The following is a 23,418-nucleotide window of genomic DNA, read 5'->3' as shown; positions in this document are numbered from 1 at the left end:
TCTCCTCAGCTCACCGTCCACTCCCACAGCAGGTCCAGGACCGTGCGGCGGCCCGCCCGTGGCTCCGCGGGTTCCACGCGGGTCGGCCCGGCCCGCAGCAGCCCGTCGACGGGAACGCGCCGGGTGGCGCCCCGGCGCGCGCGCCGGGCGTCGTCGTACGCGGCCCGTCGGGCCGGGTCGCGCAGAGTGCCGTAGGCCGCCACCACGTCGTCCAGTTGCTCACGGGCGGCCGAGCGCTCCGCGTCGCCGCGGTCCGGGTGGGCGTCGGGGTGCAGGGCGCGCACGCGCCTCCGGTAGGCGGAGGCGATCTGTTCGGCCGACGCCTTCGGCTCCACCCCGAGTACCGCGTAGTGGTCCGGGCCCGCCACGGTTCTCACCTCACTGACGTCCTCCAAATGTGCATAGAACGTCGTCAGGCGCGTGTCAAGCCGCCCCGGTTTGGAGTGTTATGCGTCCCCGTACGCCTCGCCGCCGAGCTCCAGTCGGGCGGTCCCGGCCGTCGCGTCCGCGAGCCAGGCGCCAAAGGCGCCGACGTCGGCGTCGGGCAGGCCGACCTCGATGGTGACGGCCTCGGCGTACCGGACGTCCCGCACGGTCCGGCCGGTCGCCCGCAGGTCGTTCTCCAGCTTGCCGGCCCGCTGGTGGTCGACCGTGACGGTGGCGAGCCGGAACCGCTGCCGCGTGAGGGTGCCGAGCGCGTCGAGCGCCTCCCCCACCACGCCGCCGTACGCCCGGATGAGCCCGCCCGCGCCGAGTTTCACGCCGCCGTAGTAGCGCGTGACGACGGCGGCCACGTACCGCACCTCGCGGCGCATCAGCATCTGGAGCATGGGCACGCCGGCCGTGCCGCCCGGTTCGCCGTCGTCGCTGGCCTTCTGTACGGCGGCGTCGGCGCCGATCACGTACGCGAAGCAGTTGTGGGTGGCGGTCGGGTGCTCCTTGCGGACGCGTGCGACGAAGTCCTGCGCCTCCTGCTCGGTCGCGGCGGGCGCGAGGGCGCAGATGAAGCGCGATCGGTTGATCTCGGTCTCGTGCACGCCCTCGCGGGCGACCGTCCGGTACTGCTCCTGCATCCCGCCACCCTATGCGCACACGTGCGCGGGAATCTCCGGTGGAGGGTGGCCGTTGGCGCAGGGAGACGACGACCTTACGCACAGGAGGCAGCGTGCCCAGCGAGACGGAGACCATCGAGAAGATCCTGACCGAGTCCGGGGACACGTGGGCGGTGGTGGGGCTGTCCGGCAACCGGGCCCGTGCCGCCTACGGTGTGGCCGCCGTCCTCCAGCGCTTCGGCAAGCGCGTCGTGCCCGTGCACCCCAAGGCCGAGACGGTCCACGGGGAGCAGGGGTACGCCACCCTCGCGGACATCCCCTTCCCCGTGGACGTCGTGGACGTGTTCGTCAACAGCCATCTGGCGGGGGCCATCGCCGACGAGGCGGTGGCGAAGGGCGCCAAGGCGGTGTGGTTCCAGCTCGGCGTGATCGACGAGGCGGCGTACGAGCGGACGCGGGCGGCCGGTGTGGACATGGTGATGGACCGCTGCCCGGCGATCGAGATCCCGCTGCTCAGCCCGCGCTGACGCCGAGGCCGTCGAGGACGACCGCGCCCGGCAGTTCCGCGAAGGTCTTGCCGGGCACGATCAGCTTGCCCCGGCGCCGGCCGCTGCCGATCAGGACCCACTCGGTGTCGACGACGGCCGAGTCGACGAGCAGCGGCCAGTCCGCGGGCAACCCGATCGGGGTGATGCCCCCGTACTCCATGCCGGTCTCGCCGGTCGCCGTGTCCATGGGCGCGAAGGACGCCTTGCGGGCACCGAGTTGCCGGCGCACGGCGCCGTTGACGTCGACCCGGGTGCTGGAGAGGACGAGGCATGCCGCGAGCGTGCTCTCGCCGCCGCGCTTGCCGGCCACGACGACGCAGTTGGCGGAGGCGTCCAGCAGGTCGCGGCCGTGGTGCTCGACGAAGACGGCGGTGTCGGCGATGGCGGGGTCGGTGTCGACGTACAGCAGTTGGTCGGCCGGCACGGCCCCCCGCCATGCCCGCACGGCGTCGGCGACGGGTGCGGTGAGCTGGTCGAGGCAGTCGGGGACGGGGCGGGCGTGGTCGAAGTCTCCGATGGGTGCGCGCATGCGCGTCACGCTAACAGCGCCGCCCGCAGGGCCGGTTGGCCGTCTCAGCGTACGGGCGGGATGGAGACCGCCATGGTCATCTCGACCGGTTCCTCGCCGTCGTTGCGGTAGGCGTGCGGGACGTTGGACTCGAAGACGGCGGAGGTTCCGGCCGGCACCTGGTGGTTGACGCCGTCGACGACCAGGGTGAGCTCTCCGGCCGTGACGTGGAGCAGTTCGGTGGTGCCGTCGGGGTGGGGGTCGGAGACGCTGGCGTCGCCCGGCATCAGCGTCCAGGACCACAGCTCCAGGGGGCCGCGCGCCTCGGTGCCGACCAGCAGGGTGGTGTGGCTGCCCTTGTCGGTGGACCACATCCGTACCGCCTGTTCCCCGGGCACGAGCCGCACGTGGGGGCCCTGCTCGTAGTCGAGGAGCGTCGTGATGGAGATGCCCAGCGCGTCGGCGAGCTTGACGGTGGTGCCGACGCTGGGGTTCGTACGGGCCTGCTCGATCTGGATGATCATGCCGCGGCTGACGCCCGCGCGGGCGGCGAGCGCGTCGAGCGTGAAGCCGCGTTCGCCGCGCCAGCGCTTGAGGTTGCGGGCGAGGGACTGCGTGAGCTGGTCGAGGTCCGTCACATTCCGTCCAATATTCTGGATGACAGAGTTCAATGGACTGCACTACGGTGTGGTGCACCCACATGTTCACCGCACTGTACTGCGAGGATGCCATGACAGCACTGTTCGCCCTGGCCACCAGCCTCCTGTGGGGGCTGGCCGACTTCGGCGGCGGGCTGCTCACCCGGCGCATGCCCGCACTGACGGTCGTCGTGGTGTCCCAGACGCTCGCGGTCCTCGTGCTCGGCGCCGTCGTCATCGCGACCGGTGGCTGGAGCGAGGCGGGAGGGGAGCTCTGGTACGCGGTGGCGGCCGGGGTCGTCGGACCGGCGGCCATGCTCGCCTTCTACAAGGCGCTCGCCCTCGGCCCGATGGGCGTGGTCTCGCCGCTCGGCTCGCTCGGCGTGGTCGTCCCCGTGTCGGTCGGCCTGCTGGTCGGCGACCGGCCGGGGGTGCTCCAGTTCGCGGGGATCGGCGTGGCGATCGTGGGCGTGGTACTGGCGGGCGGTCCTGAGCTGCGCGGGGCGCCCGTGCAGCGGCAGGCGGTGGTGCTCACGCTGGTCGCGGCGTTCGGGTTCGGCTCGGTGATGGCCCTGATCTCCGAGGCGTCCACCACCCTCACCGGGCTGTTCCTGGCACTGTTCGTCCAGCGCGTCACCAACGTCGCGGTGGGCGGCGCGGCGCTGTGGGTCTCGGTCAAGCGCGGCGGGCGCGCCCTGCCGTCGGACGGCGGGCCGCGGGTCGTATGGGCGGCCCTGCCCGCTCTGGCGTTCGTCGGCCTCGCGGACGTCGCCGCCAACGGCACGTACTCGATCGCCGCGCAGAACGGCCCGGTCACCGTGGCCGCCGTGCTCGCCAGCCTCTACCCGGTGGTGACGGCGCTCGCCGCGCGGGGCGTGCTCAAGGAGCGGCTGCGGGCGGTGCAGGCCGCGGGCGCGGGGCTGGCGCTGGTCGGGACGGTGCTGTTGGCGGCCGGTTGATCAGGCCTTGTCCAGCTCGCCCAGCGCGATGAGCTGCTGGGGCGTCACGCCTTCCGGTACGGGTACGGGGGCGGGCGTGCGCAGCGGCGGCTGCCAGCCGCTCTCGGCGTCCCAGCGGCGTACGACCCGGGCCGGCGCCCCGGCCACCACCGCGTGGTCGGGGACCTCGCCGCGTACGACGGCGCCCGCGGCGACCACCACGTTCCGCCCCAGTCGGGCGCCGGGCAGGATCACCGCGCCGGTGCCGAGCCAGCAGCCGGGGCCTATCTCCACCGGTTCGGAGCGCGGCCACTGCCGGCCGACCGGCTCGTGGGGGTCGTCGTAACTGTGGTTGGTCGAGGTGATGTAGACGTACGGGCCGCAGAAGGTGTCCGCGCCGATGGTCACCGCCGCGTCGGCGATGACATGACTGCCGCGCCCGAGGACGACGCCGTTGCCGAGGGTCAGGATCGGCTCGGGACCCAGGTCGAGCCCGGGCATCATCCCGGCGGTCAGCGTCACCTGCTCGGCGATGATGCAGTGGTCGCCCAGCTCGATCCACTCCTCGCCGAACACGGTGCCCTGCGGGAACGCCAGCCGAGTGCCGGGGCCGAGCCGTCGGAACCGCAGCCGTCCGGGTCGCTCGGCGGTGACGGCACCGGTCTCCTGCACCCAGCGCCAGCCGCCGTGCACGGCACGGCTGAGCACCCGGCGGCGCCACGCGGCCAGGGATGAGAACGTGTTTCTGTTCTTCGGCACCCCGACACGGTAATCGTCCTGGTCATGACCGACCGGCGCCGCGCCCTGTGATGTTCGCCCCACCGTCGCCGCCCGGGCGGCCGTCGCTTAACGTTCCCCTGGCGCGACGTGTTGAACGTGAGGAGCAGGCGATGACAGACCGGGCGTTGATCACCGGGGTGGGCGGCAAGGAGCCGGACGTGCACCCGGAGGCGTTCGCCGCGCCGACGTCCGTGGTGGTCGGCGAGGTGACCATGGCGGCGGGGTCGAGCGTCTGGTACCACGCGGTGCTGCGCGCCGACTGCGGGCCCATCGTCCTGGGCGCCGGCTCCAACGTGCAGGACAACTGCACCGTGCACGTCGATCCGGGCTTCCCGGTCACGGTCGGCGAGCGCGTCTCGGTCGGCCACAACGCGGTCCTGCACGGGTGCACGGTCGAGGACGACGTCCTGGTCGGCATGGGCGCCACCGTCCTCAACGGCGCCCACATCGGCGCCGGCTCGCTGATCGCCGCCCAAGCGCTCGTCCCCCAGGGCATGCGCGTCCCGCCGGGCTCCCTGGTCGCGGGCGTACCCGCCAAGGTCAAGCGGGAGCTGACGGACGAGGAACGGGAGGGCATCAAGCTGAACGCCGCGATGTACCTGGAGCTGGCGCGCGCGCACGGCGAGGCGCACAAGGACTGACGCGTTTGCTTGGGCGGGCCGGCGCGGGGTGCCCCCCGTTGTGGGTCAGTCCGCCGTCGCGCCGACCGGTTCGGGGGACGGGGCAGGGGCGGCGGACGTCCGGGCCGCCGCCTTCTTCGCGCGGTTCTTGAGGATCAGCATCGACGTCAGGCCCACCAGGACCGCCAGGACCAGGCCCAGCCAGGAGAAGCGCTTGAGCCACGCCTCGGCCACCACGCCGACCGAGTAGATGACGGCCGTGGTGCCGCCCGCCCAGAGGATGCCGCCGAAGACGTTGGCGATGGCGAACTTCCAGTACGGCATGCGCAGCACACCCGCCAGCGGCCCGGCGAAGATCCGCAGCAGCGCCACGAACCGGCCGAAGAAGACGGCCCACATGCCCCACTTCTCGAAGGACCGCTCCGCCATCGCGATGTTGGCCTCGCTGAAGTGCTTGGGGAACTTCTGCCCCAGCCAGGCCAGCAGCGGCCGGCCGCCCTTGCGGCCGATCGCGTAGCCGATCGAGTCGCCGACGATCGCGCCCGCCGTGGCGCACGCGCCCAGTACCCATGGGTTGATGTCACCGTGCTGGGACGCGAGGAGCGCGGAGCTGACGAGGACGATCTCGCCCGGCAGCGGGATGCCGAGGCTCTCCAGCCCGATCACCACCCCCACCAGGATGTAGATGCTGACCGCGGGGACGGTCTCGAGCCACTCCTGGACGTGCAAAGCCGGTTCCTCCGTCGTCGTCTCCGTGCTGCCCGGTGTGCGGCGCGCACGCCGGGCAGCCTACCTGGTCAGAGTGGGAGGACCGTCGCCCGAGCGGTGAGCCTCACGTCGCGCGCGGAGGTGCCCAGCCGGACGGTGCGGGTGCCCGTCCCGAGGACCCAGGCGTGGCGGGCCGGGTCCCAGGAGGACAGGGTCCGGGCGGCGATGGGCACGGTGACGTGGCGGAACTGGCCGGGCCGCAGTTCGACGCGCCGGTAGCCGGCCAGTGCGCGGGCCGGCTGGTCCAGCGTCAGGTCCGGCGACGGCCCGACGTAGAGCTGGGGGACGGTGACGCCGGTGCGCCGTCCGGTGTTGCGGACGGTGAACCGCGCCGTGAGGCCGCCACCGGGCGCGGGCGTCACGGCGAGCCCGGTGTACGCGAAGGTGGTGTACGACAGGCCGTGACCGAAGGGGAACAGCGGCTCGACACCCTCCGCGTCGTACCAGCGGTAGCCGGTGCGGACGCCCTCGGAGTACTCCTGGACCCCTCCGGTGCCGGGGTAGCGGCGCGGGTCGCCGGCCATGGGGTGGCGGGTGTCGGAGACCGGGAAGGTCTGGGTGAGGCGGCCGCCGGGGTCGGTGTCCCCGAAGAGCACGGCGGTGGTCGCGGCGGCGCCTTCCTGACCCGGGTAGTACATCTGGAGCACGGCGCCCGTGCGGTCCAGCCACGGCATGGTGACGGCGGACGAGGTGTTGAGGACGACCGTGGTGCGGGGGTTGGCGGCGGTCACGGCGCCGATGAGCGCCTCCTGGTGGCCCGGCAGGGCGAGCGTGGTGCGGTCGCGGCCCTCGGCGGCGTCCTCGTAGGCGAACAGCACCACGCTGTGCGCGGCGCGGGCCGCGCGTACCGCTTCGGCGACATCGGCGGCGCGCGTGGCGGCGGTGATGCGGCGCAGCCGGAAGAGCTGCCCGTGGGCGCCGCCGGTGGCGGTGACGCGGAGGGTGTGGCGGCCGGCGGTGAGGGCGAGGGTGCGGCGGCGGACCTTGAGGCCGTCGGGGGCGGTGGAGACGAGGCCGAAGCCGGCGAAGAGTTCGGCCTCCCGGTCCTGGAGGGCGAAGAGTTCGGTGCCGTCCACGGAGACCTTGGGGCGTTCGCCGCCGTAGTGGACGACGAAGGTCCACTCGTCGGGGTCGTCGACGTCGAGGGTCCCCTCGTAGGTGTACGTCCTGCCGGGGCGTACGCGCTGTCCGTCGAGGGACGCGCCGCGGACGGGCAGGGGCTTGCCGTAGAGGTCCTCGCCGAGGGCGTGGGTGACGCGGGCGGCGTCGCCGGCGCGGGCGGTGATGGCGTCGAGCGGGCTGGCGGCCCGGTCGGGGACGACGTGGGCGCTGCCGCCGCCGCTGACGAACGGGACGGTGGCGGTGGGGCCGATCACGGCGAGGGAGCGGGCGGCGGGCCCGGTGAGGGGCAGTGTGGCGTGCTCGTTGCGCAGCAGGGTGGCGCCCGCGACGGCGACGCGGTGGGCGAGGCGCGCCCCGGCTTCCCGGTCGCGGGTGGCGGGGCGGGCGGGGGCGGTGCCGTCGAGGAGGCCGAAGCGGCCCATGACGTGGAGGATGCGGCGTACGGAGCGGTCGACGGCGGCCTCGGGGACGGCGCCGTCCCGTACGGCGCGCCGGAGGGCGTCGCCGTACCAGCGGCCGGCGGGCATCTCCATGTCGAGGCCGGCGGTGAGGGACGGGACGGTGCTGTGGGTGGCGTCCCAGTCGCTCATCACCCAGCCGTCGAAGCCCCATGTCTCGCGCAGGATGCCGGTGAGCAGGGCCCGGTTCTCGCACGCGTGGACGCCGTCGACCTTGTTGTAGGCGCCCATCACCGCTCCGGTGCCGGCGCCGACGGCGGCCTCGAAGCCACGCAGTTCGGTCTCGTGCAGGGCCTGTTCGCCGATGCGTACGTCGACGGTGGTGCGGTCCTTCTCCTGGTTGTTGAGGGCGAAGTGCTTGACGGTGGCGATGAGGCCCTCGTCCTGGATGCCGCGGATCTCCTCGGCGACGAGGTCGGAGGTGAGGAGCGGGTCTTCGCTGAAGGTCTCGAAGTTCCGTCCGGCGTAGGGGGTGCGGATGAGGTTGACCATGGGGGACAGCAGGACGTCCTGTCCGAGCGCCCGGCCCTCGTGGCCGATGACCCGGCCGTACTCGCGGGCGAGGGCGGGGTCGAAGGCGCTGGCCAGCATCACGGGGGCGGGCAGGGCGGTGGCGTGGGCGCGGACGCGTACGCCGGCGGGGCCGTCGGCGAGCCGGAGGGGCGGGATGCCGAGCCTGGGTACGCCGGGGATCCAGCCGGCCTGGCCGAGGCCGCTGGGGTCCTTGGCGCCGTGGAGGAGGGTGAGCTTCTCGTCGAGGGTGAGCCGGGCGAGCAGGTCGTCGACGCGGCCGCCGGTGGCGGGCGGGGCGGCGGCCTGGGCGGGGGCCTGGGCGGGGGTCGGTCCGGTGGCGGCCGCCGCCGCGGCGGCGGCTCCGGTGAGCAGGCGGAGCGTGGTCCGCCGTGAGACGTTTTCCGACAGTTCTGACATACGCGCACTATGCGCACCGAACGGGCCCTTGTGCGTGACATGCCGTCAGACGGGGCCGCCCCCACACCCGAAGAGGGGTGCGGGGGCGGCCGTCACACGCGCGTCCGACCACGCGCGCGTGGCTTGTGCCGACGTGTCCGTCAGGCGTTGGGACGCAGGGTCCAGATGATGGTCATCTCGCCCGTCACGGCGCCGTCCTCGCGCGTGATCTCGATGTTCACGGGGAACTCGGGGCGCTGTCCGGCGTCCAGTTCGGCGACGACCTCCGCCTTGGTGCGGCCGAGCGTGGCGGTGGCGGTGACGGGGCCCATCGCGAGCTTCTTGTAGCCGATCTCGGCCTTGACGGCGAGGGGCACGGCCCGGTTCATCTGGTCGCCGAACGCGCCGATGACGATGGCGCCGCTGGCGGACTCGCCCAGCGTGAACATCGCGCCCGCGTGCGGGCCGCCGACGTGGTTGTGGAAGGCGCCCTGATCGGGGAGGCGGAGCACGGCACGCTCGGCGGTCGCCTCGACGACCTCCAGGTTCAGGGTCTTGGCCATGGGGACGGTGGCCAGCAGCATGTCGCCGATGTTCGGCAGGGTCTCGGACATACCCCGAAGTTACCAGGCAGTAGCAAGCGCGGGAAGTCTTCGCGGGCCCCTGGTCATGGGGGCGGGCGTGGCACCCGTCACGACGCCCCTCTATGGTTACTCGCCATGTGGCCAGGACAGCAGCCGCCCGGGGGCGAGCAGAACCCGCAGGACCAGAACCCGTACCAGCAGCCGGGGTACGCACAGCCCAACCCGTACCAGCAGCCCGGCACTCCGCCGCCGCCGAGCGCTCCGCCGCAGCAGCCCGGCTTCCCGCCGCATTCCGGCCAGCAGCCGGTGCCGCAGCCGGGCTACGCGCAGCCGAACCCGTACCAGCAGCCGACCGTGCCGCAGTACGCGGTGCCCGGCCAGCCCGGCGCGCCCGTGCCTCCGCCGCGGAACGCCGACGACAAGCGGAAGACGACCATCGTCGCCATCGCCGCGGCGACCGCCGTGGTCGTCGCCGCCGGTGTCACCGGCTTCCTGGTGCTGGACAAGGACGACGACAACAAGACGACGGCGGGCGGGGACTCCAAGCCCTCCCAGAGCGCCTCCACGCCCGCCGAGACCTCCCCGTCCCCGGCCGACAACCCGCGCGACGCGGCGGGCGAGGCCAAGCCGACCATCCCGGGCTGGAAGGTCGTCTTCAACCCCAAGCGCAGCGCCCAGTTCGACGTGCCCGCCGACTGGGAGGTCGTCGGCGCGGGGACCAGCGTCGGCTTCGAGGACGAGAAGAAGGGCGACGGCAGCTCCGTCGTCATGATGTCCGCGCCGGCCGAGTACAAGAGCAAGTGGTGCACCGAGGACGCCAACAAGGACGGCCGCCAGGAGGAGCACGGCCTGGCCATGGTCGGCACCAAGGGCGGCCAGGGTGCCAAGAACACCGCGGAGGCGGCCTACAACGAGGCGGGCAACTGGGTGTGGGCGGGCTACGCCCAGACCGAGCCCAAGGGCACGGTCAAGGTGACCAAGGCCAAGCCGTACACGACCACCTCCGGGCTGACCGGGCACGTCGCCACGGCGACCGCCCTGAACACCAAGAAGGAGGGCAAGTGCGACACCGACGGCAAGTCCATCGCCTTCTCCTTCAAGAACTCCAAGGGTGACTTCGTGAGCTGGGTGCTGTACGCCAACGCCGGCATCCCGGACGAGGTGGACGACGCCACCATCCAGAAGATCCTCGCCACGGTACGGCTGGCCGAGGGCGGCTCCTGACGGGCCGTCCGGGCCGGTCCCCGCACCGAAATCCGGTTGGCACGGGGGCGTGTCGGCGGGGATAGTCCGGGAGTGAGTACTCCCGCCGCCGCGCCCCGCCGGCGCCTCCGCCCCCGGCGCCCCGAGTGGGCCGGGCGCAATTACACGCTGCTGACCGCCGCCGCGGTCGTGACCAACCTGGGCACCCATGGTGCGCTGATCGCGGCGGCGTTCGCGGTCCTGGAGGCCGGCGGTGACGGCGGCGACGTGGGCCTGGTCGCCGCGGCCCGGACTCTCCCGCTCGTGCTGTTCCTGCTCATCGGCGGGGCGATCGCCGACCGGCTGCCCCGCCACCGGGTCATGGTGGCCGCCAACGCCCTCAACTGCGCCTCGCAGGCGGTCTTCGCCGTCCTGGTCCTGGCGGGCGAACCGCAGTTGTGGCAGATGATGCTGCTCACCGCCCTGTGCGGCACCGGGCAGGCCTTCTTCAACCCGGCCGCCGAGGGCATGCTCATGTCCAGCGTGAGCGGCGAACAGGCCAGCCGCGCCTTCGCGTTGTTCCGGATGGCCATGAACGGCGCGAGCATCGGCGGCGCGGCGCTCGGCGGTGCGATGATCGCGGCGCTCGGGCCCGGCTGGGTGCTCGCCGTCGACGCGGCGGCGTTCGCCGTGGCGGGCGCGCTGCGCGCCTTCCTGGACGTCAGCCACATCGCGGAGCGGGAGGCCGGGGGCGGGCTGCTGGCCGATCTGCGGGACGGCTGGAAGGAGTTCACGGGGCGCCCCTGGCTGTGGTCGATCGTGGCGCAGTTCTCCGTCGTGGTGGCGGTGGTCGGCGCGACCGAGTCCGTGTACGGGCCGCTGGTCGCCAAGGAGGAGCTGGGCGGCGCGCGGCCCTGGGGCCTGGCGCTCGCGGCGTTCGGCGCGGGGACCGTGTGCGGCGCGCTGCTGTCGATGCGCTGGAAACCGCGCCGGATGCTCCTCGTCGGCACGCTGTGCGTCTTCCCGCTGGCGCTGCCGTCCGCCGCGCTGGCCGTGCCGCTCCCGGTGGGCGGGCTGATCGCGGCCATGTTCGTCTGCGGCGTCACGCTGGAGGTGTTCGGCGTCGCGTGGATGACGGCGCTGCACCAGGAGATCCCGGAGGACAAGCTGTCGCGGGTCTCGGCGTACGACTGGTTCGGTTCGACCGCGATGCTGCCGCTGTCGACGGCGCTGGCGGGTCCGGTGGAGAGCGCGTTCGGGCGGTCGCAGGCCCTGTGGGGGTGCGCGGCGCTGGTGGTGCTGATGACGGCGCTGGTGCTGCTGGTGCCCGACGTACGGAATCTGACGCGGCGTACGAAGGAGGTCACCGCGCAGCCGGCGGCCCGGGGGTCAGCCGATGCCGAAGGCCCCGTCGGGCGGCTCGGGTGACGCGACGGCGTCCTCGTCCCGCACGGGTCGCGCGTCGCCCATGAACCGGGCCAGCGACGGACCGTGCTCCACGCGCGCGGGGAAGGCGTCGGCGGCGGTCCGCCGGGCCAGCCGCGCGGTGTCGATCTCCCGGTGCGCGGCGACGAGCACGGCGTTGCCGAACCGCCGGCCGCGCAGCACGGCGGGCTCGGCGACCAGCGCGAGGTGCTCGAACACGGCGGCGAAGGTGGCGAGCTGGGAGCGGAGGAACGCGAAGGGCGCGCCGTCCGCCAGGTTGGCCACGTAGACCCCGTCCGGTCGCAGCACCCGCTCCGCCGCCCCCGCGTACGCCAGGGACGTCAGGTGCGCGGGGACGCGCGACCCGCCGAAGACGTCCGCGACGATCACGTCCGCCGACCTCTCGGGCGCCGCCTCCAGCCAGGCCCGCGCGTCCGCGCCGTGCACGGTGATCCCGGAGCCGGGCGGCAGCGGCAGGTGCTCGGCCACCAGCGCGATGAGTCCCCGGTCCGCCTCGACGACGTCCTGCCGGGAGCCGGGCCGCGTCACGGCCAGCCGCCGGGGCAGGGTGAGCGCCCCGCCGCCCAGGTGCAGGACGTCGAGCGGCTCCCCCTCGGGCGCCGGTGCCGCGCAGTCCACGGCGTGGGCGAGCCGGCGCGCGTACTCGAACTCCAGGTGCGTCGGGTCGTCGAGGTCGACGTACGACTGCGGCGCGCCGTCGATCGTCAGCAGCCAGGCCCGGGCGCGGTCGACGTCGGGCATGAGCTTCGCGGTGCCGTGGTCGACCTCACGGAGTACGGGCAGGGGCTCGGTCACCGCTTCATTGTGCCCATACGGCGGCGGCGGCCTCCGCGCGGGGGAGCGGGCTGCCCCCGCCGGGGTGTTGACCCGGCGGGGGCTGGCGGCGCGCGTCAGAGGACCTCGGTCACCGTTCCGGCGCCGACGGTGCGGCCGCCCTCGCGGATCGCGAAGCCGAGGCCCGGCTCCAGCGGGACGTCACGGCCCAGCTCGACGGTCATGGTGACCGTGTCGCCGGGGCGCGCGACGGCCGCCTCGCCGAGGTCGACGTCGCCGACGACGTCCGCGGTGCGGATGTAGAACTGCGGCCGGTACCCGGTCGCCACGGGCGTGGTGCGGCCGCCCTCGCGCGCCGACAGGACGTACACCCGGGCGGTGAAGCGGCGGCGCGGCACGACGCTGCCGGGCGCCGCCACGACGTGGCCGCGGCGCACCGCGTCCCGTGGCACACCGCGCAGCAGCAGCGCCACGTTGTCGCCGGCCTGGGCGGAGTCCATCGGCTTGCCGAAGGTCTCCAGGCCGGTGACGACCGTCTCGGTCTCCGCCCCGAGCACCTCCACCCGGTCCCCGATCCGCACCGTGCCGCGCTCGACGGCACCGGTGACGACCGTGCCCCGGCCGGTGATCGTGAGCACGTTCTCGACCGGCAGGAGGAACGGCGCGTCCACGTACCGCACCGGCATGGGCACGTAGGTGTCCACGGCGTCCAGCAGCGCCTCGATGGCGCCGGTCCAGCGCGGGTCGCCCTCCAGGGCCTTCAGCCCCGACACCCGTACGACGGGGATCGCGTCGCCGCCGTACCCGTGTGCGGTGAGCAGCTCCCGCACCTCCAGCTCGACGAGGTCGGTGAGTTCGTCGTCGCCCGCGTCGGCCTTGTTGAGCGCGACCACGATGTGGTCGACGCCGACCTGGCGGGCGAGCAGGACGTGCTCGGCGGTCTGCGGCATGATCCCGTCGAGCGCGGAGACGACGAGGATCGCCCCGTCGAGCTGCGCGGCCCCGGTGACCATGTTCTTGACGTAGTCGGCGTGGCCGGGCATGTCGACGTGCGCGTAGTGGCGGGTGTCGGTCTCGTACTCGACGTGCGCGATGTTGATGGTGATGCCGCGCTGGGCCTCCTCGGGAGCGCGGTCGATCCGGTCGAAGGGAACGAACGTCCCGGTCCCGCGCTCGCTGAGGACCTTGGTGATGGCGGCGGTCAGAGTGGTCTTGCCGTGGTCGACGTGGCCCATGGTGCCGATGTTGAGGTGCGGCTTGGTGCGCACGTATGCCGTCTTGGGCATGGCTGTGGCGGTTCCTTCCCGGAACTCGAAGCGTGGAACGGGGACCCCTGGGCCTTGCCGACCCTCCCCCTGTGGGGTCCGCCGGACGATCCGGGAAGGGTCAGCTTCGGGCGCCGTCGAGAACGGCGGGGAAGGCGAATGCGGCAGCCTTCGGCGCGTCCGCGACTGCGGACGGCGCTGCGTGGAAGGCGTACCGGAACATGCCTTGATCATGGCGTGGCGCGGGCGGGCGCGTCGACCGAATTTCCGGTGCGGGCGGACGGGGTGAGGCGGACGTTACGGCGATCACCGGGCGCCGTCGGTTAGTCTCCCCGGATGCTCGACCCCGTCACCAGGCCCCAGGCCGGTCTCGCCGTCCGCTGCTCCCGGGCCCTCCTGTCGCCCTGGTCGCGGCTGTCGCTGCTCCTCGCGGTCCTCGCGTCCGCGGCGGTGACGGTGGTGCTCTACGAGCCGCAGCGGCTGCTGTCGGCGGGCTGGCCGCCGCAGGTGAACGGCGCGGCCTCCGTGGTGCTGTTCGCGCTGGCCTACGGGCTGTGCACGGCCGCGTTCGTGCCGAGGCCGATCCTGAACCTGGCGGCGGGCGCGCTGTTCGGCTCGCAGGCGGGGCTCGCCGCGGCGATCGCCGGGACGGTGCTGGGTGCGGGGATCGCGTTCACGCTCGGGCGGGTGCTGGGGCAGGACGCGCTGCGGCCGCTGGTGCGGGGGCGGTGGCTGAAGGCGGCGGACGGGCAGTTGAGCCGGCACGGGTTCCGTTCGATGCTGGCGATCCGGCTGTTCCCGGGCGTGCCGTTCGCCGCCGCCAACTACTGCGCGGCCGTGTCGAAGATGGGGTATCTGCCCTTCCTGCTGGCCACCGGGCTCGGGTCGGTGCCGAACACGGCGGCGTACGTGGTGGCGGGGAGCGAGGCGGCGTCGCCGACCTCGCCCGCCTTCCTGTTCGCGATGGGGTTCATCGTGCTGAGCGGGTTGGGCGCGGCGTTGGTCGCCTGGTGCAAGCGGCACCGCCTGCGCAGCGGCCGGTAGGTTCTTACACCGCTTCGAGGATCATGGCGTTGGCGAGGCCGCCCGCCTCGCACATCGTCTGGAGGCCGTAACGCGCGCCGCGCTCGCGCATGGCGTGGACGAGCGTGGTCGTCAGCCGGGTGCCGCTGGCGCCCAGCGGGTGGCCGAGCGCGATGGCCCCGCCGTGGACGTTGACCCGGGCGAGGTCGGCGCCGGTCTCCTGCTGCCAGGCGAGGACGACGGCGGCGAACGCCTCGTTGACCTCGAAGAGGTCGATGTCGTCGAGCCGGAGCCCGGCCTTGCGCAGCACCTTCTCGGTGGCGGGGATCACGCCGGTCAGCATCAGCAGCGGGTCGGAACCGGTGACGGCGCAACTGTGCAGCCGCGCGAGCGGGCGGAGGCCGAGCTTTCGGGCGGTGTCGCCGGCCATGATGAGCACGGCCGAGGCGCCGTCGTTGATGGGGCTGGCGTTTCCGGCGGTGACGGACCAGTCGATCTGCGGGAACCGCTCGGCGAAGGCCGGGTCGTGGTAAGCGGGCCGCAGCCCGGCCAGTATCTCCGTGGTCGTGCCGGGCCGGACGCACTCGTCGCGCCGCAGGTCCCCGAGGGGCGCCACCTCGGCGTCGAACAACCCGTCCGCCCAGCTCCGGGCGGCGCGCCGGTGCGACATCACCGCGTACTCGTCCATGGCCGTGCGCCCGATGGACCACTTGGCGGCGATCAGCTCGGCGCTGATGCCCTGGGGGACCAGGCCCTCGGGGTAGCGGGCGGCGACGCCGGGGCCGAAGGGGTCGGCACCGGGCGGCACGTTGGACCACATCGGGACGCGGCTCATCGACTCGACGCCGCACGCCACGACGATGTCGTACGCGCCGGACAGCACGCCCTGCGCGGCGAAGTGGGCGGCCTGCTGGGAGGAGCCGCACTGCCGGTCGACGGTGGTGGCGGGCACGTGCTCGGGCAGCCCGGCGCCGAGCCAGGCGTACCGCGTGGTGTTCATCGCCTGCTCGCCGACCTGGTCGACGCAGCCGCCGATGACGTCGTCGACGAGGGCGGGGTCGATGCCGCTGCGCTCGACGAGGGCGCGGAGGGTGTGGGAGAGCAGCTCGACGGGGTGGGTTCCGGCCAGGGCTCCGTTCGGCTTGCCCTTGCCGATGGGGGTCCGGACGGCCTCGACGATGACGGCGTCGCGCATGGGTACGTCTCCTCGCTCAGGGGAGGTGAGTTGGAAAACTGGACCTTGACTCATCGGTAACGTAACGCAGTGGGTTGGGAAATCCAACCCTCAACCCTTTAGGGTGGCCCTCAGGACGGCCCCCGGCCGCCCACTGACGCGACCGCGCGGATCAAGGAGACGTACGGGTGAAGGACCCCCGCCCCTGTTCGATCGCGGACACCCTGGCGCTCGTCGGCGAGAAGTACTCGCTCCTGGTGCTGCGCGAGGTGTTCCTGGGCGTACGCCGCTTCGACCGGATCGCCCGCAACACCGGCGCCCCCCGCGACATCCTCACCGCCCGCCTCCGCCGCCTCGTCGACGCGGGAATCCTGGAGAAGGTCCCGTACAGCGAGCGACCGCGCCGCTTCGAGTACCACCCCACCGACGCCGGACGCGAGCTCCACCCCGTCCTGCTCACCCTCATGGCCTGGGGCGACCGGCACCTCAACGACGAGCCGCCGACCGTGGTCGAGCACTCCTGCGGCGCTCCGCTCACCCCGGTCGTGGTGTGCGGCCGCTGCGGCGAGGAGGCCCGGGGCGACAGCCTGACCCCGCACGTACGGGCTCCCGGCTGGACGACGGCGGGCCCCGTCGAGGGCTGAGGCCGGTCCATTCACCTAAGGGCTGTACGCTGCGCACCGACCGGCCGTCGATCAACGGCCGCCCCCATTGACCGCACGAGCACATTCGGGACGGCCCTAGCCCCATGAATTGGTTCGAATCGCTCATCCTCGGACTCGTCCAGGGGCTGACGGAGTTCCTCCCCATCTCCTCCAGCGCCCACCTGCGTCTCACCGCGGCCTTCGCGGGCTGGCACGACCCGGGCGCGGCGTTCACCGCGATCACCCAGATCGGTACGGAGACGGCCGTACTCATCTACTTCCGCAAGGACATCTCGCGGATCGTCTCGGCCTGGTTCCGCTCGCTGACGAACAAGGCGATGCGCAGCGACCACGACGCCCAGATGGGCTGGCTGGTCATCGTGGGCTCGATCCCCATCGGTGTGCTGGGCGTGACGCTCAAGGACCACATCGAGGGCCCGTTCCGTGATCTGCGCCTGATCGCGACGACCCTGATCGTGATGGGCATCGTCCTCGGCATCGCCGACCGGCTGGCGGCCCGCGTCGAGGAGGGCGGCCGGCACCGCGCCGCCCCGGAGCGCAAGACGCTCAAGGACCTGGGCGTCAGGGACGGCCTGATCTTCGGCATGTGCCAGGCTATGGCGCTGATCCCGGGCGTGTCTCGGTCCGGCGCCACCATCAGCGGCGGCCTGCTGATGAGCTACACCCGCGAGGCGGCGGCCCGGTACTCCTTCCTGCTGGCCATTCCGGCGGTGCTGGCCTCCGGCCTCTTCGAACTGAAGGACGCGAGTGAGGGCGGTCACGTGTCGTGGGGCCCGACGATCTTCGCGACGATCATCGCCTTCGGCGTGGGCTACGCGGTGATCGCGTGGTTCATGAAGTTCATCACCACGAAGAGCTTCATGCCGTTCGTGATCTACCGGATCCTGCTCGGCCTGGTGCTGTTCGCCCTGGTCGGGATGGGTGTCCTCAGCCCCCACGCCGGCGAATCGGGCGGCTGACCGCCCGCTTTCCCGGCCCGGTGCTCCAGGGGCTGAAGGGCCCTCCACGCGGAGCGCGGGCCGGGGGAGCTTCGTCACAAAACGGCCCGATGAGTAGCCGGATCGTCGACCCGTCCGCCTACGCTGGTTGCCATGACCAGACCCCCTGCCGAGCTGCCCACCCCGGACGCCGACGCTCTCAACGCGGCGATCCGTGAATTGTGGGTGCGCTCCGGCGGGCAGCTCTCGGCGGACGAACAGCGGATCTACAGCGCCCTGGTTCTCCAGTGGGCCCGGACCTCCCAGCAGGGCGACGTCGAGAGGGCCGCGTAAGCCCAGGCGGGCACGCCCCGCCGCCCTTGGCGCCCCCGGCGCCGGAGCCCCGACGTCGTCGGCGGCCCGGCATCCTCGGCGGCCCCAGTGCCCGGAGCCCGGCATGGCGTCACCGGCGCCCACCCGTCCCAGTACCCCTAGCGGCCCGACGTCCTAGGCACCCCCGGCACCACCGGTCCCCCGCGTCCCCGGCACCCCGGCGTCCTCGCCACCCCTGGCGTGGCGTCCCTGGCGCCCCGGCGTCCTCGGCGCGCGCCCGTCCCCGGCGCGTCTGGCGTCCTCGGCACCCCCCGTCCCTGGCGCCCCGGCATCCCCGGCGCCCCGGCGTCCTCGGCGCGCGCCCTCAGGACCGGGGCCTGGCCGGCCGCGCGCCCTCAGGCCTGGGCCTTCGCCAATCGGCCCTTCGGGCCTTGGCCCCCAGGCCCGGACGCCGACCTTCGGCGTGGGGAACTGCGACGTGACCGGCTTCCTGGCGTCCGCCCGCTGTTGTCTCGGCCTCACCGGGCGTGGCGCCGTAGGGACCGCAGCGCCTGCGTGAAGGCCGAGTTGTGGGTGCCCTCCGTGACCTCCCAGATGAAGTTGCCCGTGCGGATGCGCCTGGGTGAGGGTCTCGCCGGCGCTGTACGTCTCGCCGCCGGTGAGGACCGCGACCGGGCCGGTGTACCGGAACCGGCCCGGTGCGGGCTGGACACGTATCGACTGGGGGCGGGTGAAACGGCTGGGGTCCGCGGGGTGGTTGCGGGCGCGTGTGAACTCCGACCAACCATGATCTCCGGCATGACCTCGGCCCGGTATCCGGCTGACAGGCGTCCTCATACGGGGGTAAACCCCACCCCTGGCGCATCACCTGGCGCACCCGGCCCGCCCTGGCGCACCGGGCTGGCCCGGTCCTCCGGGCTCGGGGCATGGGCGGGGGCCGCCGGCAGGGGGGGTGACCGGCGGCCCGATGCCCGGGTCCTCCGTCCCGAACACGCACTGAGAGCCTCCCGCGCCGGGCGGCTCGGCGCGAGGGCGCGCGACGCATATATGCACGTATTCCATTCACACCCCGTGTGAATCGGCTCCCAGCCTGGCTCGGGCGGGCCCCGGCTGCGATCACGCGGCGGGCGGCGCACCCTGGTCCCATGGCTTGGCAGGCACCCATCGTCGTGCACCGCCCCTCCCCCGGCGGCGGGCGGCGCGTGACCATACGCGGGCAGATTGTGGGGCTCGCCCACAACGACGCGGACCTCATCGAGTTCCTGCGTCGGGCGGGGCTGGACGAGGCCGACATCTCACTGGACGACCCGCATCTGGTGGAGTGGCGCGGCGGCCGGGCCCACCAGTGGGAAGCCGCGTGAGGGCCGGAACGAGGGCGGACGTGAGGACGAACGTGAGGACAGGCCTGGGGGCAGGCCTGAGGACGGGCATGCGGACGGGCATGAGGGACGGGTGGGCGGGGGCGGTGCGTGCAGGGCTCTTGGCCCGCGGCTCCCGCTGCCCGACACTGAAGCGATGACGCAGCGCGTGGACCTCGCGACCGTGATGGACCGGCTGGCCATCGACGAGCTGATCACCCGGTACGCGGTGGCGGTGGACGACGCGGACTGGGCCGCGTACCGGGAGCTGTTCACAGCGGACGGGCAGGCCGACTACCGGGGCGCGGGCGGAGTCGCCGGCGCGGCGGGCGAGGTCGCCGGCTGGCTGGCGGAGACGATGAAGCTGTTTCCCGTGCGCCAGCACCTGATCGTCAACCGGCGGGTCCGGATCGAGGATCTGGGCGGGTATCCGGGCGACAGCGCGGAGGCGCTGGCCGACTATGTGAACCCGATGCGGATGGCGGCGGGGGACGACTTCGTCTCGGGCGGGCGGTACGCGTTCGCGCTGTCGCGCACGGACGGCGGCTGGCGATTGCGCACGGTGGTGGTGCACGAGAAGTGGCGGCGCGCTCCGGGCGGCGTACTGTCGGCGGAATGACCCGCTCCAGCACACTGGAGGCGTCATGAGGGCCCCAGTGCGAGGAGGCGCGGTATGCGGATTCCGGTCGGCCGGCGGGGTGACGGAAGGCCCCTGCTGACGTCCCCGTGGTGGCGGGGCGCCGCCGCGGTCGCGGCCGGGGCGCTGCCCGCGCTCGCCTTTCCGGCGCCGTCCCTGTGGTGGTGGGCGTACGTCGCGCTGGTGCCGTGGATGCTGCTGATCCGTACGGCACGCACGGGTCGCCGGGCGGTGCTGGACGGTTGGCTGGGCGGCCTCGGGTTCATGCTCGCGGTCCATCACTGGCTGATGCCGAGCCTCCATGTGTTCATCCTGCTGCTGGCCGCGTTGGTGGGGCTGTTGTGGGCGCCGTGGGGGCCGCTGGTGCGGCGGATGCTGGCGGGGACACCGTCACGCGCGCGTGCCGCGGGCGCTCTCGTCGTCGTGCCGTCGGGCTGGCTGATGGTCGAACTGGTCCGCTCCTGGGAGGGGTTGGGCGGACCATGGGGGCTGTTGGGGGCCAGCCAGTGGCAGGTGTCGCCCGCGCTGCGGGTGGCGTCGCTCGGCGGCGTGTGGCTGGTGACGCTGCTCGTGGTGGCGGTCAACACCGTGGTGACCCTCCTGGTGTCGGTGCGCTCCCTGCGTACGACGGCGGTGGCGGGCCTCGCGGTGTGCGCGGTCGCCATCGGGGCGGCGGCGTGGTGGGTGCAGGCCCCACAGCCGACCGGGCACGTCCGTGTGGCCGTCGTACAGCCGGGGGTCATCAACGGGGTGGGCGGGGCGGAACGGCGGTTCGCGCGGGGCGTGGAGCTGACCCGGGAGCTGGCCGGCCGGGAGGACGTGGACCTGGTGGTGTGGGGCGAGAGCAGCGTCGGGGCGGACCTGACGGCTCGGCCCGAGTTCACGCGGCGGCTCGCGGCGCTGTCCCGGGACGTCGGCGCCGAGGTGCTGGTCAACGTGGACGCGCGCCGCTCGGACCGGCCGGGCATCTACAAGAGCAGCGTGCTCGTCGGGCCCGAGGGCACGACGGGTGACCGTTACGACAAGATGCGGCTGGTGCCGTTCGGCGAGTACGTCCCGTTCCGGTCGGTGCTGGGCTGGGCCACCTCGGTCGGCAAGGCGGCGACGGAGGACCGCCGGCGCGGCGAGGGCCCGGTGGTGATGACCGTCGGGGAGCGGGGGCTGCGGCTGGGCCCGCTGGTCTGCTTCGAGTCGGCGTTTCCCGACATGAGCCGGTACCTGGCCGGGGAGGGGGCGCAGGTGCTGGTGGCGCAGTCGGCGACGTCGACGTTCCAGGACAGTTGGGCGCCGGGGCAGCACGCGTCGCTGGCGGCACTGCGGGCGGCCGAGACGGGGCGGCCGATGGTGCACGCGACGCTGACCGGCGTGAGCGCGGTCTACGGCCCGGACGGCGGCCGCGTCGGTTCCCCGCTCGGTACGGAGGCGAGTACGGCCGCCGTGTACGAGGTTCCGCTGGCCGGCGGGACGACCCCGTACGTCCGGTTCGGTGACTGGCCGGTGTACGGGGCCGTGGCGGTGCTGGCCGTGCTCGGTGCCCTTGAGGGCGTACGGACGGTCAGGCGGCGCTCTGCTCCAGGCACTCCCGTACCACCCGTTCGCACAGTTCGTGGGTCGCGAGTGCGTCCCGGGCGCTGAGCGTCTTCCCGGCCCGTACGGCGTCGAGGAAGGCGTGCACGGTCTGTTCGATGCCGCGCTGGCGGGCGACCGGCACCCAGTCGCCGCGCCGCCGGATGCTGGGCTGGCCCTTGTGGTCGATGACGTCGGCGAGGTTGAGGACCTGGCGCTTGGTCTCCTGTCCGGACACTTCGAGGATCTCCTCGGTGGAGCCGTTCATCCGGTTCATCATGCCGATGGCGGTGAAGCCGTCGCCGGAGAGCTGGAGCACGACGTGGTGCAGGAGGCCGCCTTGGACCCGGGCGCGTACGTCGGTGTGCTCGACCTGCCCGGGCAGGAGGAAGCGCAGGGTGTCGACGACGTGGATGAAGTCGTCCAGCACGAGGGTGCGCGGGTCCTCGGGCAGGCCGATCCGGTTCTTCTGCATCAGGATCAGGTCGCGCGGGTGGTCCAGGCACTGGGCGTAACCGGGAGCGAGGCGGCGGTTGAAGCCGACGGCGAGGCTGACGCCGCGCAGTTCGGCGAGCTCCACGAGGCGGCGGGAGTCGTCGAGTTCGTACGCGAGGGGCTTGTCCACGTACGTCGGCACGCCCGCCGCCAGCAGTTGTCCGACGATCTCGGCGTGCACGGACGTCGGGGCGTGCACGAACGCGGCGTCGAGGCCGGTGGCGAGCAGCGCGTCCAGGTCGGTGTGGCACCGGTCGGCGGGCACGTGGTAGGTCGCCGCGACCCGGTTGAGGGTCGCCGGGGTCCGGGTCTGGAGGTGCAGTTCGGCGCCCGGGATGGTGGCGAGCACCGGCAGGTACGCCTTCTGCGCGATGTCGCCGAGTCCGATGCAGCCGATCTTCACAACGCTCTCCCTATCGCCGGGCGCCACCCTCGTCGCGCTGGTGTGCCCGGTCAGAATACGTGTGCTGGGGCGGCCGCCAGTCGGCGATTCCGTCGAAGGTGCGCAGCGCGAGGCCGGGGCCGAAGCGGGAGAGGGCCATCAGAGTGTCGCGGACGGCGACGGCGGGTGCGCTGGTGAGCGTCAGCAGCCTGGCCACGCGCGCGGACTTGCGGACGATGCGGGTGGTGCGCGGCAGGCGGGCGGCGGAGTACGCGGCGAGGCCGGCGCCCAGGTCGTGGTGCGGTGGCAGGTGGTGGGCGAGGACGACGCCGTCCTCGATGGCCTGGTTGCCGCCCTGCCCGAGGTTGGGTGCCATGGGGTGGGCGGCGTCGCCCAGCAGGACGGTCCGGCCGCGGTGGAAGGCGGGCAGCGGGGTGGTCAGGTGGCGGACGTCGTGCCGGAGGACCTGGTCGGGGGCGACGGCGGCGATGATCGTGGGGATGGGGTCGTGCCAGGTCCCGAAGCGGCGCTGGAGTTCGGCGCGTTCGTCGTCGGCGGCGCGGCCTCCGGGCGGGGCGGCGGCCGCGGCGTACGCGTAGACGCGGCCGTCCTTGAGCGGCTGCGTGCCCCACAGGGCGCCCCGGCCCCAGGTCTCGTGGGGCTGGAAGGGCTGTTCGGGGGCCGGGATGAGTACGCGCCAGGTGGTGAAACCGGCGTACTCGGGCTCCGGGTGCCGCGGGAACAGGGCGCGGCGGACGGCGGAGTTGATGCCGTCGGCGCCGATGACGAGGTCGGCCTCGATGTCGCCGTCCGGGGTGGTGACCACGGCGGGGCGGTGCCCTGTGGGGGATCCCGGGTCGGCGAGGGTGGCGGGTGAGCCGGTGCGGACGGCTCCGTCCGGGAGCCGGGCGGCGAGGGCGTCGATGAGGGTGGCCCGGTGGACGGGGACGAGCGGGTCGCCGAACCGGTCGGCGGCGGCCTGCGCGTCCGTACGGGACAGCCAGCGGCCGTCGGGCGTGCGCATGCCTCCGTCGCCCTGCCAGGTCGCGAGGGCGCGGATCTCGTCGCCGAGGCCGATGACGTCGAGGGCCCGCAGCGAGTTGGGGGCGAGGCCGATGCCGGCGCCGACGGGCTGGAGCGAAGGGGCGCGTTCCAGGACGGTGACGTGCCAGCCGCTCCGGTGCAGGGCGACGGCGGCGGTCAGTCCGCCGATTCCGCTCCCGATGACGACGGCTCGGGGCGCGGCGGTGCGGTTGTCCATGACTCCTCCGGGAAG

25 protein-coding genes and 1 pseudogene are annotated in these 23,418 nt (G+C 73.4%); 12 read left to right on the top strand and 14 right to left on the bottom strand.

Annotation, left to right across the window (positions count from 1 at the left end):
- Positions 1-5: 5 nt before the first annotated feature.
- Positions 6-368, bottom strand: a complete 363-nt coding sequence (locus ACZ46W_RS33270) for a J domain-containing protein (protein WP_468345723.1) — start codon at positions 366-368, stop codon at positions 6-8.
- A 78-nt stretch (positions 369-446) separates the two neighbouring features.
- Positions 447-1,073: a YigZ family protein gene (locus tag ACZ46W_RS33265; protein ID WP_468345721.1), complete on the bottom strand. Its 627-nt coding sequence runs from the start codon at positions 1,071-1,073 to the stop codon at positions 447-449.
- 92 nt (positions 1,074-1,165) lie between these two features.
- On the opposite strand from ACZ46W_RS33265, the gene ACZ46W_RS33260 reads away from it, so the two are divergent.
- Positions 1,166-1,579 (top strand): CoA-binding protein, encoded by a 414-nt coding sequence (locus ACZ46W_RS33260; RefSeq protein ID WP_468345719.1) that lies wholly within the window; start codon positions 1,166-1,168, stop codon positions 1,577-1,579.
- Here ACZ46W_RS33260 and ACZ46W_RS33255 read toward each other — a convergent pair.
- The gene (locus ACZ46W_RS33255; protein ID WP_468345717.1) at positions 1,566-2,129 is read right to left on the bottom strand and encodes a YbaK/EbsC family protein; all 564 of its coding nucleotides are present in this window, start codon (positions 2,127-2,129) and stop codon (positions 1,566-1,568) included. The genes ACZ46W_RS33260 and ACZ46W_RS33255 overlap by 14 nt on opposite strands.
- Before the next feature lie 44 nt (positions 2,130-2,173).
- Entirely contained in the window at positions 2,174-2,746 is a 573-nt protein-coding gene (locus ACZ46W_RS33250) for a helix-turn-helix domain-containing protein (protein ID WP_468345715.1), read from the bottom strand.
- A gap of 92 nt (positions 2,747-2,838) precedes the next feature.
- Between ACZ46W_RS33250 and ACZ46W_RS33245 the strand changes: the two genes are divergently transcribed.
- Positions 2,839-3,705, top strand: coding sequence for an EamA family transporter (locus ACZ46W_RS33245; RefSeq protein ID WP_468346002.1), 867 nt, complete (start codon positions 2,839-2,841; stop codon positions 3,703-3,705).
- Here ACZ46W_RS33245 and ACZ46W_RS33240 read toward each other — a convergent pair whose 3' ends face one another.
- On the bottom strand, positions 3,706-4,443 hold the full coding sequence (locus ACZ46W_RS33240) for an acyltransferase (RefSeq protein ID WP_468345713.1): 738 nt from the start codon (positions 4,441-4,443) through the stop codon (positions 3,706-3,708).
- A 131-nt stretch (positions 4,444-4,574) separates the two neighbouring features.
- On the opposite strand from ACZ46W_RS33240, the gene ACZ46W_RS33235 reads away from it, so the two are divergent.
- Positions 4,575-5,105: a gamma carbonic anhydrase family protein gene (locus tag ACZ46W_RS33235; RefSeq protein WP_468345711.1), complete on the top strand. Its 531-nt coding sequence runs from the start codon at positions 4,575-4,577 to the stop codon at positions 5,103-5,105.
- A gap of 45 nt (positions 5,106-5,150) precedes the next feature.
- On the opposite strand, the gene ACZ46W_RS33230 is transcribed toward ACZ46W_RS33235, so the two are convergent.
- The 3 genes from ACZ46W_RS33230 to ACZ46W_RS33220 all read right to left on the bottom strand — a co-directional run bounded on the left by ACZ46W_RS33230 (position 5,151) and on the right by ACZ46W_RS33220 (position 8,955).
- A complete protein-coding gene (locus tag ACZ46W_RS33230; protein ID WP_468345709.1) occupies positions 5,151-5,813 on the bottom strand; it encodes a DedA family protein in 663 nt (220 codons plus the stop codon).
- 68 nt (positions 5,814-5,881) lie between these two features.
- Complete coding sequence (locus tag ACZ46W_RS33225) at positions 5,882-8,362, bottom strand: beta-glucosidase (RefSeq protein WP_468345707.1); 2,481 nt, start codon at positions 8,360-8,362, stop codon at positions 5,882-5,884.
- A 140-nt stretch (positions 8,363-8,502) separates the two neighbouring features.
- The gene (locus ACZ46W_RS33220; RefSeq protein WP_366126528.1) at positions 8,503-8,955 is read right to left on the bottom strand and encodes a DUF4442 domain-containing protein; all 453 of its coding nucleotides are present in this window, start codon (positions 8,953-8,955) and stop codon (positions 8,503-8,505) included.
- A 105-nt stretch (positions 8,956-9,060) separates the two neighbouring features.
- On the opposite strand from ACZ46W_RS33220, the gene ACZ46W_RS33215 reads away from it, so the two are divergent.
- Together ACZ46W_RS33215 and ACZ46W_RS33210 are read left to right on the top strand one after the other, a co-directional pair.
- Positions 9,061-10,149 (top strand): DUF8017 domain-containing protein, encoded by a 1,089-nt coding sequence (locus ACZ46W_RS33215; protein WP_468345705.1) that lies wholly within the window; start codon positions 9,061-9,063, stop codon positions 10,147-10,149.
- 72 nt (positions 10,150-10,221) lie between these two features.
- A complete protein-coding gene (locus ACZ46W_RS33210) occupies positions 10,222-11,535 on the top strand; it encodes an MFS transporter (RefSeq protein WP_468345703.1) in 1,314 nt (437 codons plus the stop codon).
- Here ACZ46W_RS33210 and ACZ46W_RS33205 read toward each other — a convergent pair.
- Together ACZ46W_RS33205 and tuf are read right to left on the bottom strand one after the other, a co-directional pair.
- The gene (locus tag ACZ46W_RS33205; protein ID WP_468345701.1) at positions 11,497-12,348 is read right to left on the bottom strand and encodes a spermidine synthase; all 852 of its coding nucleotides are present in this window, start codon (positions 12,346-12,348) and stop codon (positions 11,497-11,499) included. The two genes, ACZ46W_RS33210 and ACZ46W_RS33205, sit on opposite strands and share 39 nt — an antisense overlap.
- 95 nt (positions 12,349-12,443) lie before the next feature.
- Positions 12,444-13,613 (bottom strand): elongation factor Tu, encoded by a 1,170-nt coding sequence (gene tuf, locus ACZ46W_RS33200; protein ID WP_468345699.1) that lies wholly within the window; start codon positions 13,611-13,613, stop codon positions 12,444-12,446.
- Between the two features lie 315 nt (positions 13,614-13,928).
- On the opposite strand from tuf, the gene ACZ46W_RS33195 reads away from it, so the two are divergent.
- A complete protein-coding gene (locus ACZ46W_RS33195) occupies positions 13,929-14,636 on the top strand; it encodes a TVP38/TMEM64 family protein (RefSeq protein WP_468345697.1) in 708 nt (235 codons plus the stop codon).
- Positions 14,637-14,640: 4 nt separating this feature from the next.
- On the opposite strand, the gene ACZ46W_RS33190 is transcribed toward ACZ46W_RS33195, so the two are convergent.
- The gene (locus ACZ46W_RS33190; protein ID WP_468345695.1) at positions 14,641-15,810 is read right to left on the bottom strand and encodes a thiolase family protein; all 1,170 of its coding nucleotides are present in this window, start codon (positions 15,808-15,810) and stop codon (positions 14,641-14,643) included.
- 167 nt (positions 15,811-15,977) lie between these two features.
- Here ACZ46W_RS33190 and ACZ46W_RS33185 point away from each other — a divergent pair, with 167 nt between their 5' ends.
- The 3 genes from ACZ46W_RS33185 to ACZ46W_RS33175 all read left to right on the top strand — a co-directional run bounded on the left by ACZ46W_RS33185 (position 15,978) and on the right by ACZ46W_RS33175 (position 17,725).
- Complete coding sequence (locus tag ACZ46W_RS33185) at positions 15,978-16,433, top strand: winged helix-turn-helix transcriptional regulator (RefSeq protein WP_468345693.1); 456 nt, start codon at positions 15,978-15,980, stop codon at positions 16,431-16,433.
- Between the two features lie 104 nt (positions 16,434-16,537).
- Positions 16,538-17,413 carry an undecaprenyl-diphosphate phosphatase gene (locus ACZ46W_RS33180; protein WP_366126519.1) on the top strand — a complete coding sequence of 292 codons (876 nt, stop codon included), beginning with the start codon at positions 16,538-16,540 and terminating at the stop codon, positions 17,411-17,413.
- Between the two features lie 132 nt (positions 17,414-17,545).
- Positions 17,546-17,725, top strand: a complete 180-nt coding sequence (locus ACZ46W_RS33175; protein ID WP_468345691.1) for a hypothetical protein — start codon at positions 17,546-17,548, stop codon at positions 17,723-17,725.
- A gap of 594 nt (positions 17,726-18,319) precedes the next feature.
- On the opposite strand, the pseudogene ACZ46W_RS33170 reads toward ACZ46W_RS33175, so the two are convergent.
- Positions 18,320-18,472, bottom strand: a pseudogene (locus tag ACZ46W_RS33170) (S41 family peptidase); the annotation flags it as partial.
- A gap of 377 nt (positions 18,473-18,849) precedes the next feature.
- Here ACZ46W_RS33170 and ACZ46W_RS33165 point away from each other — a divergent pair.
- The 3 genes from ACZ46W_RS33165 to lnt all read left to right on the top strand — a co-directional run bounded on the left by ACZ46W_RS33165 (position 18,850) and on the right by lnt (position 21,334).
- On the top strand, positions 18,850-19,065 hold the full coding sequence (locus tag ACZ46W_RS33165) for a hypothetical protein (RefSeq protein WP_355368172.1): 216 nt from the start codon (positions 18,850-18,852) through the stop codon (positions 19,063-19,065).
- Between the two features lie 154 nt (positions 19,066-19,219).
- Positions 19,220-19,681, top strand: a complete 462-nt coding sequence (locus ACZ46W_RS33160) for a nuclear transport factor 2 family protein (RefSeq protein WP_468345688.1) — start codon at positions 19,220-19,222, stop codon at positions 19,679-19,681.
- A gap of 54 nt (positions 19,682-19,735) precedes the next feature.
- A complete protein-coding gene (lnt, locus tag ACZ46W_RS33155; RefSeq protein WP_468345686.1) occupies positions 19,736-21,334 on the top strand; it encodes an apolipoprotein N-acyltransferase in 1,599 nt (532 codons plus the stop codon).
- On the opposite strand, the gene ACZ46W_RS33150 is transcribed toward lnt, so the two are convergent.
- Both ACZ46W_RS33150 and ACZ46W_RS33145 read right to left on the bottom strand, forming a co-directional pair.
- Entirely contained in the window at positions 21,255-22,163 is a 909-nt protein-coding gene (locus ACZ46W_RS33150; RefSeq protein WP_468345684.1) for a Gfo/Idh/MocA family protein, read from the bottom strand. The two genes, lnt and ACZ46W_RS33150, sit on opposite strands and share 80 nt — an antisense overlap.
- 10 nt (positions 22,164-22,173) lie before the next feature.
- Positions 22,174-23,403 (bottom strand): FAD-dependent monooxygenase, encoded by a 1,230-nt coding sequence (locus tag ACZ46W_RS33145; RefSeq protein ID WP_468345682.1) that lies wholly within the window; start codon positions 23,401-23,403, stop codon positions 22,174-22,176.
- Between the last annotated feature and the right edge of the window lie 15 nt (positions 23,404-23,418).

This window comes from Streptomyces sp. NPDC031064, assembly GCF_055570965.1.
The sequence above is the reverse complement of the archived record's forward strand: the minus strand, read 5'-3'. Positions and strand labels throughout refer to the sequence as shown.

What these genes read in the sequence shown, in the direction of transcription:
- ACZ46W_RS33190 (WP_468345695.1), bottom strand. Translation starts at nt 15,810, where the DNA reads ATGCGCGACGCCGTCATCGTCGAGGCCGTCCGGACCCCCATCGGCAAG.
- ACZ46W_RS33160 (WP_468345688.1), top strand. Translation starts at nt 19,220, where the DNA reads ATGACGCAGCGCGTGGACCTCGCGACCGTGATGGACCGGCTGGCCATC.
- ACZ46W_RS33265 (WP_468345721.1), bottom strand. Translation starts at nt 1,073, where the DNA reads ATGCAGGAGCAGTACCGGACGGTCGCCCGCGAGGGCGTGCACGAGACC.
- ACZ46W_RS33145 (WP_468345682.1), bottom strand. Translation starts at nt 23,403, where the DNA reads ATGGACAACCGCACCGCCGCGCCCCGAGCCGTCGTCATCGGGAGCGGA.
- ACZ46W_RS33180 (WP_366126519.1), top strand. Translation starts at nt 16,538, where the DNA reads ATGAATTGGTTCGAATCGCTCATCCTCGGACTCGTCCAGGGGCTGACG.
- ACZ46W_RS33195 (WP_468345697.1), top strand. Translation starts at nt 13,929, where the DNA reads ATGCTCGACCCCGTCACCAGGCCCCAGGCCGGTCTCGCCGTCCGCTGC.
- tuf (WP_468345699.1), bottom strand. Translation starts at nt 13,613, where the DNA reads ATGCCCAAGACGGCATACGTGCGCACCAAGCCGCACCTCAACATCGGC.
- lnt (WP_468345686.1), top strand. Translation starts at nt 19,736, where the DNA reads ATGCGGATTCCGGTCGGCCGGCGGGGTGACGGAAGGCCCCTGCTGACG.
- ACZ46W_RS33215 (WP_468345705.1), top strand. Translation starts at nt 9,061, where the DNA reads ATGTGGCCAGGACAGCAGCCGCCCGGGGGCGAGCAGAACCCGCAGGAC.
- ACZ46W_RS33165 (WP_355368172.1), top strand. Translation starts at nt 18,850, where the DNA reads ATGGCTTGGCAGGCACCCATCGTCGTGCACCGCCCCTCCCCCGGCGGC.
- ACZ46W_RS33225 (WP_468345707.1), bottom strand. Translation starts at nt 8,362, where the DNA reads ATGTCAGAACTGTCGGAAAACGTCTCACGGCGGACCACGCTCCGCCTG.
- ACZ46W_RS33245 (WP_468346002.1), top strand. Translation starts at nt 2,839, where the DNA reads ATGACAGCACTGTTCGCCCTGGCCACCAGCCTCCTGTGGGGGCTGGCC.
- ACZ46W_RS33175 (WP_468345691.1), top strand. Translation starts at nt 17,546, where the DNA reads ATGACCAGACCCCCTGCCGAGCTGCCCACCCCGGACGCCGACGCTCTC.
- ACZ46W_RS33235 (WP_468345711.1), top strand. Translation starts at nt 4,575, where the DNA reads ATGACAGACCGGGCGTTGATCACCGGGGTGGGCGGCAAGGAGCCGGAC.
- ACZ46W_RS33255 (WP_468345717.1), bottom strand. Translation starts at nt 2,129, where the DNA reads ATGCGCGCACCCATCGGAGACTTCGACCACGCCCGCCCCGTCCCCGAC.
- ACZ46W_RS33220 (WP_366126528.1), bottom strand. Translation starts at nt 8,955, where the DNA reads ATGTCCGAGACCCTGCCGAACATCGGCGACATGCTGCTGGCCACCGTC.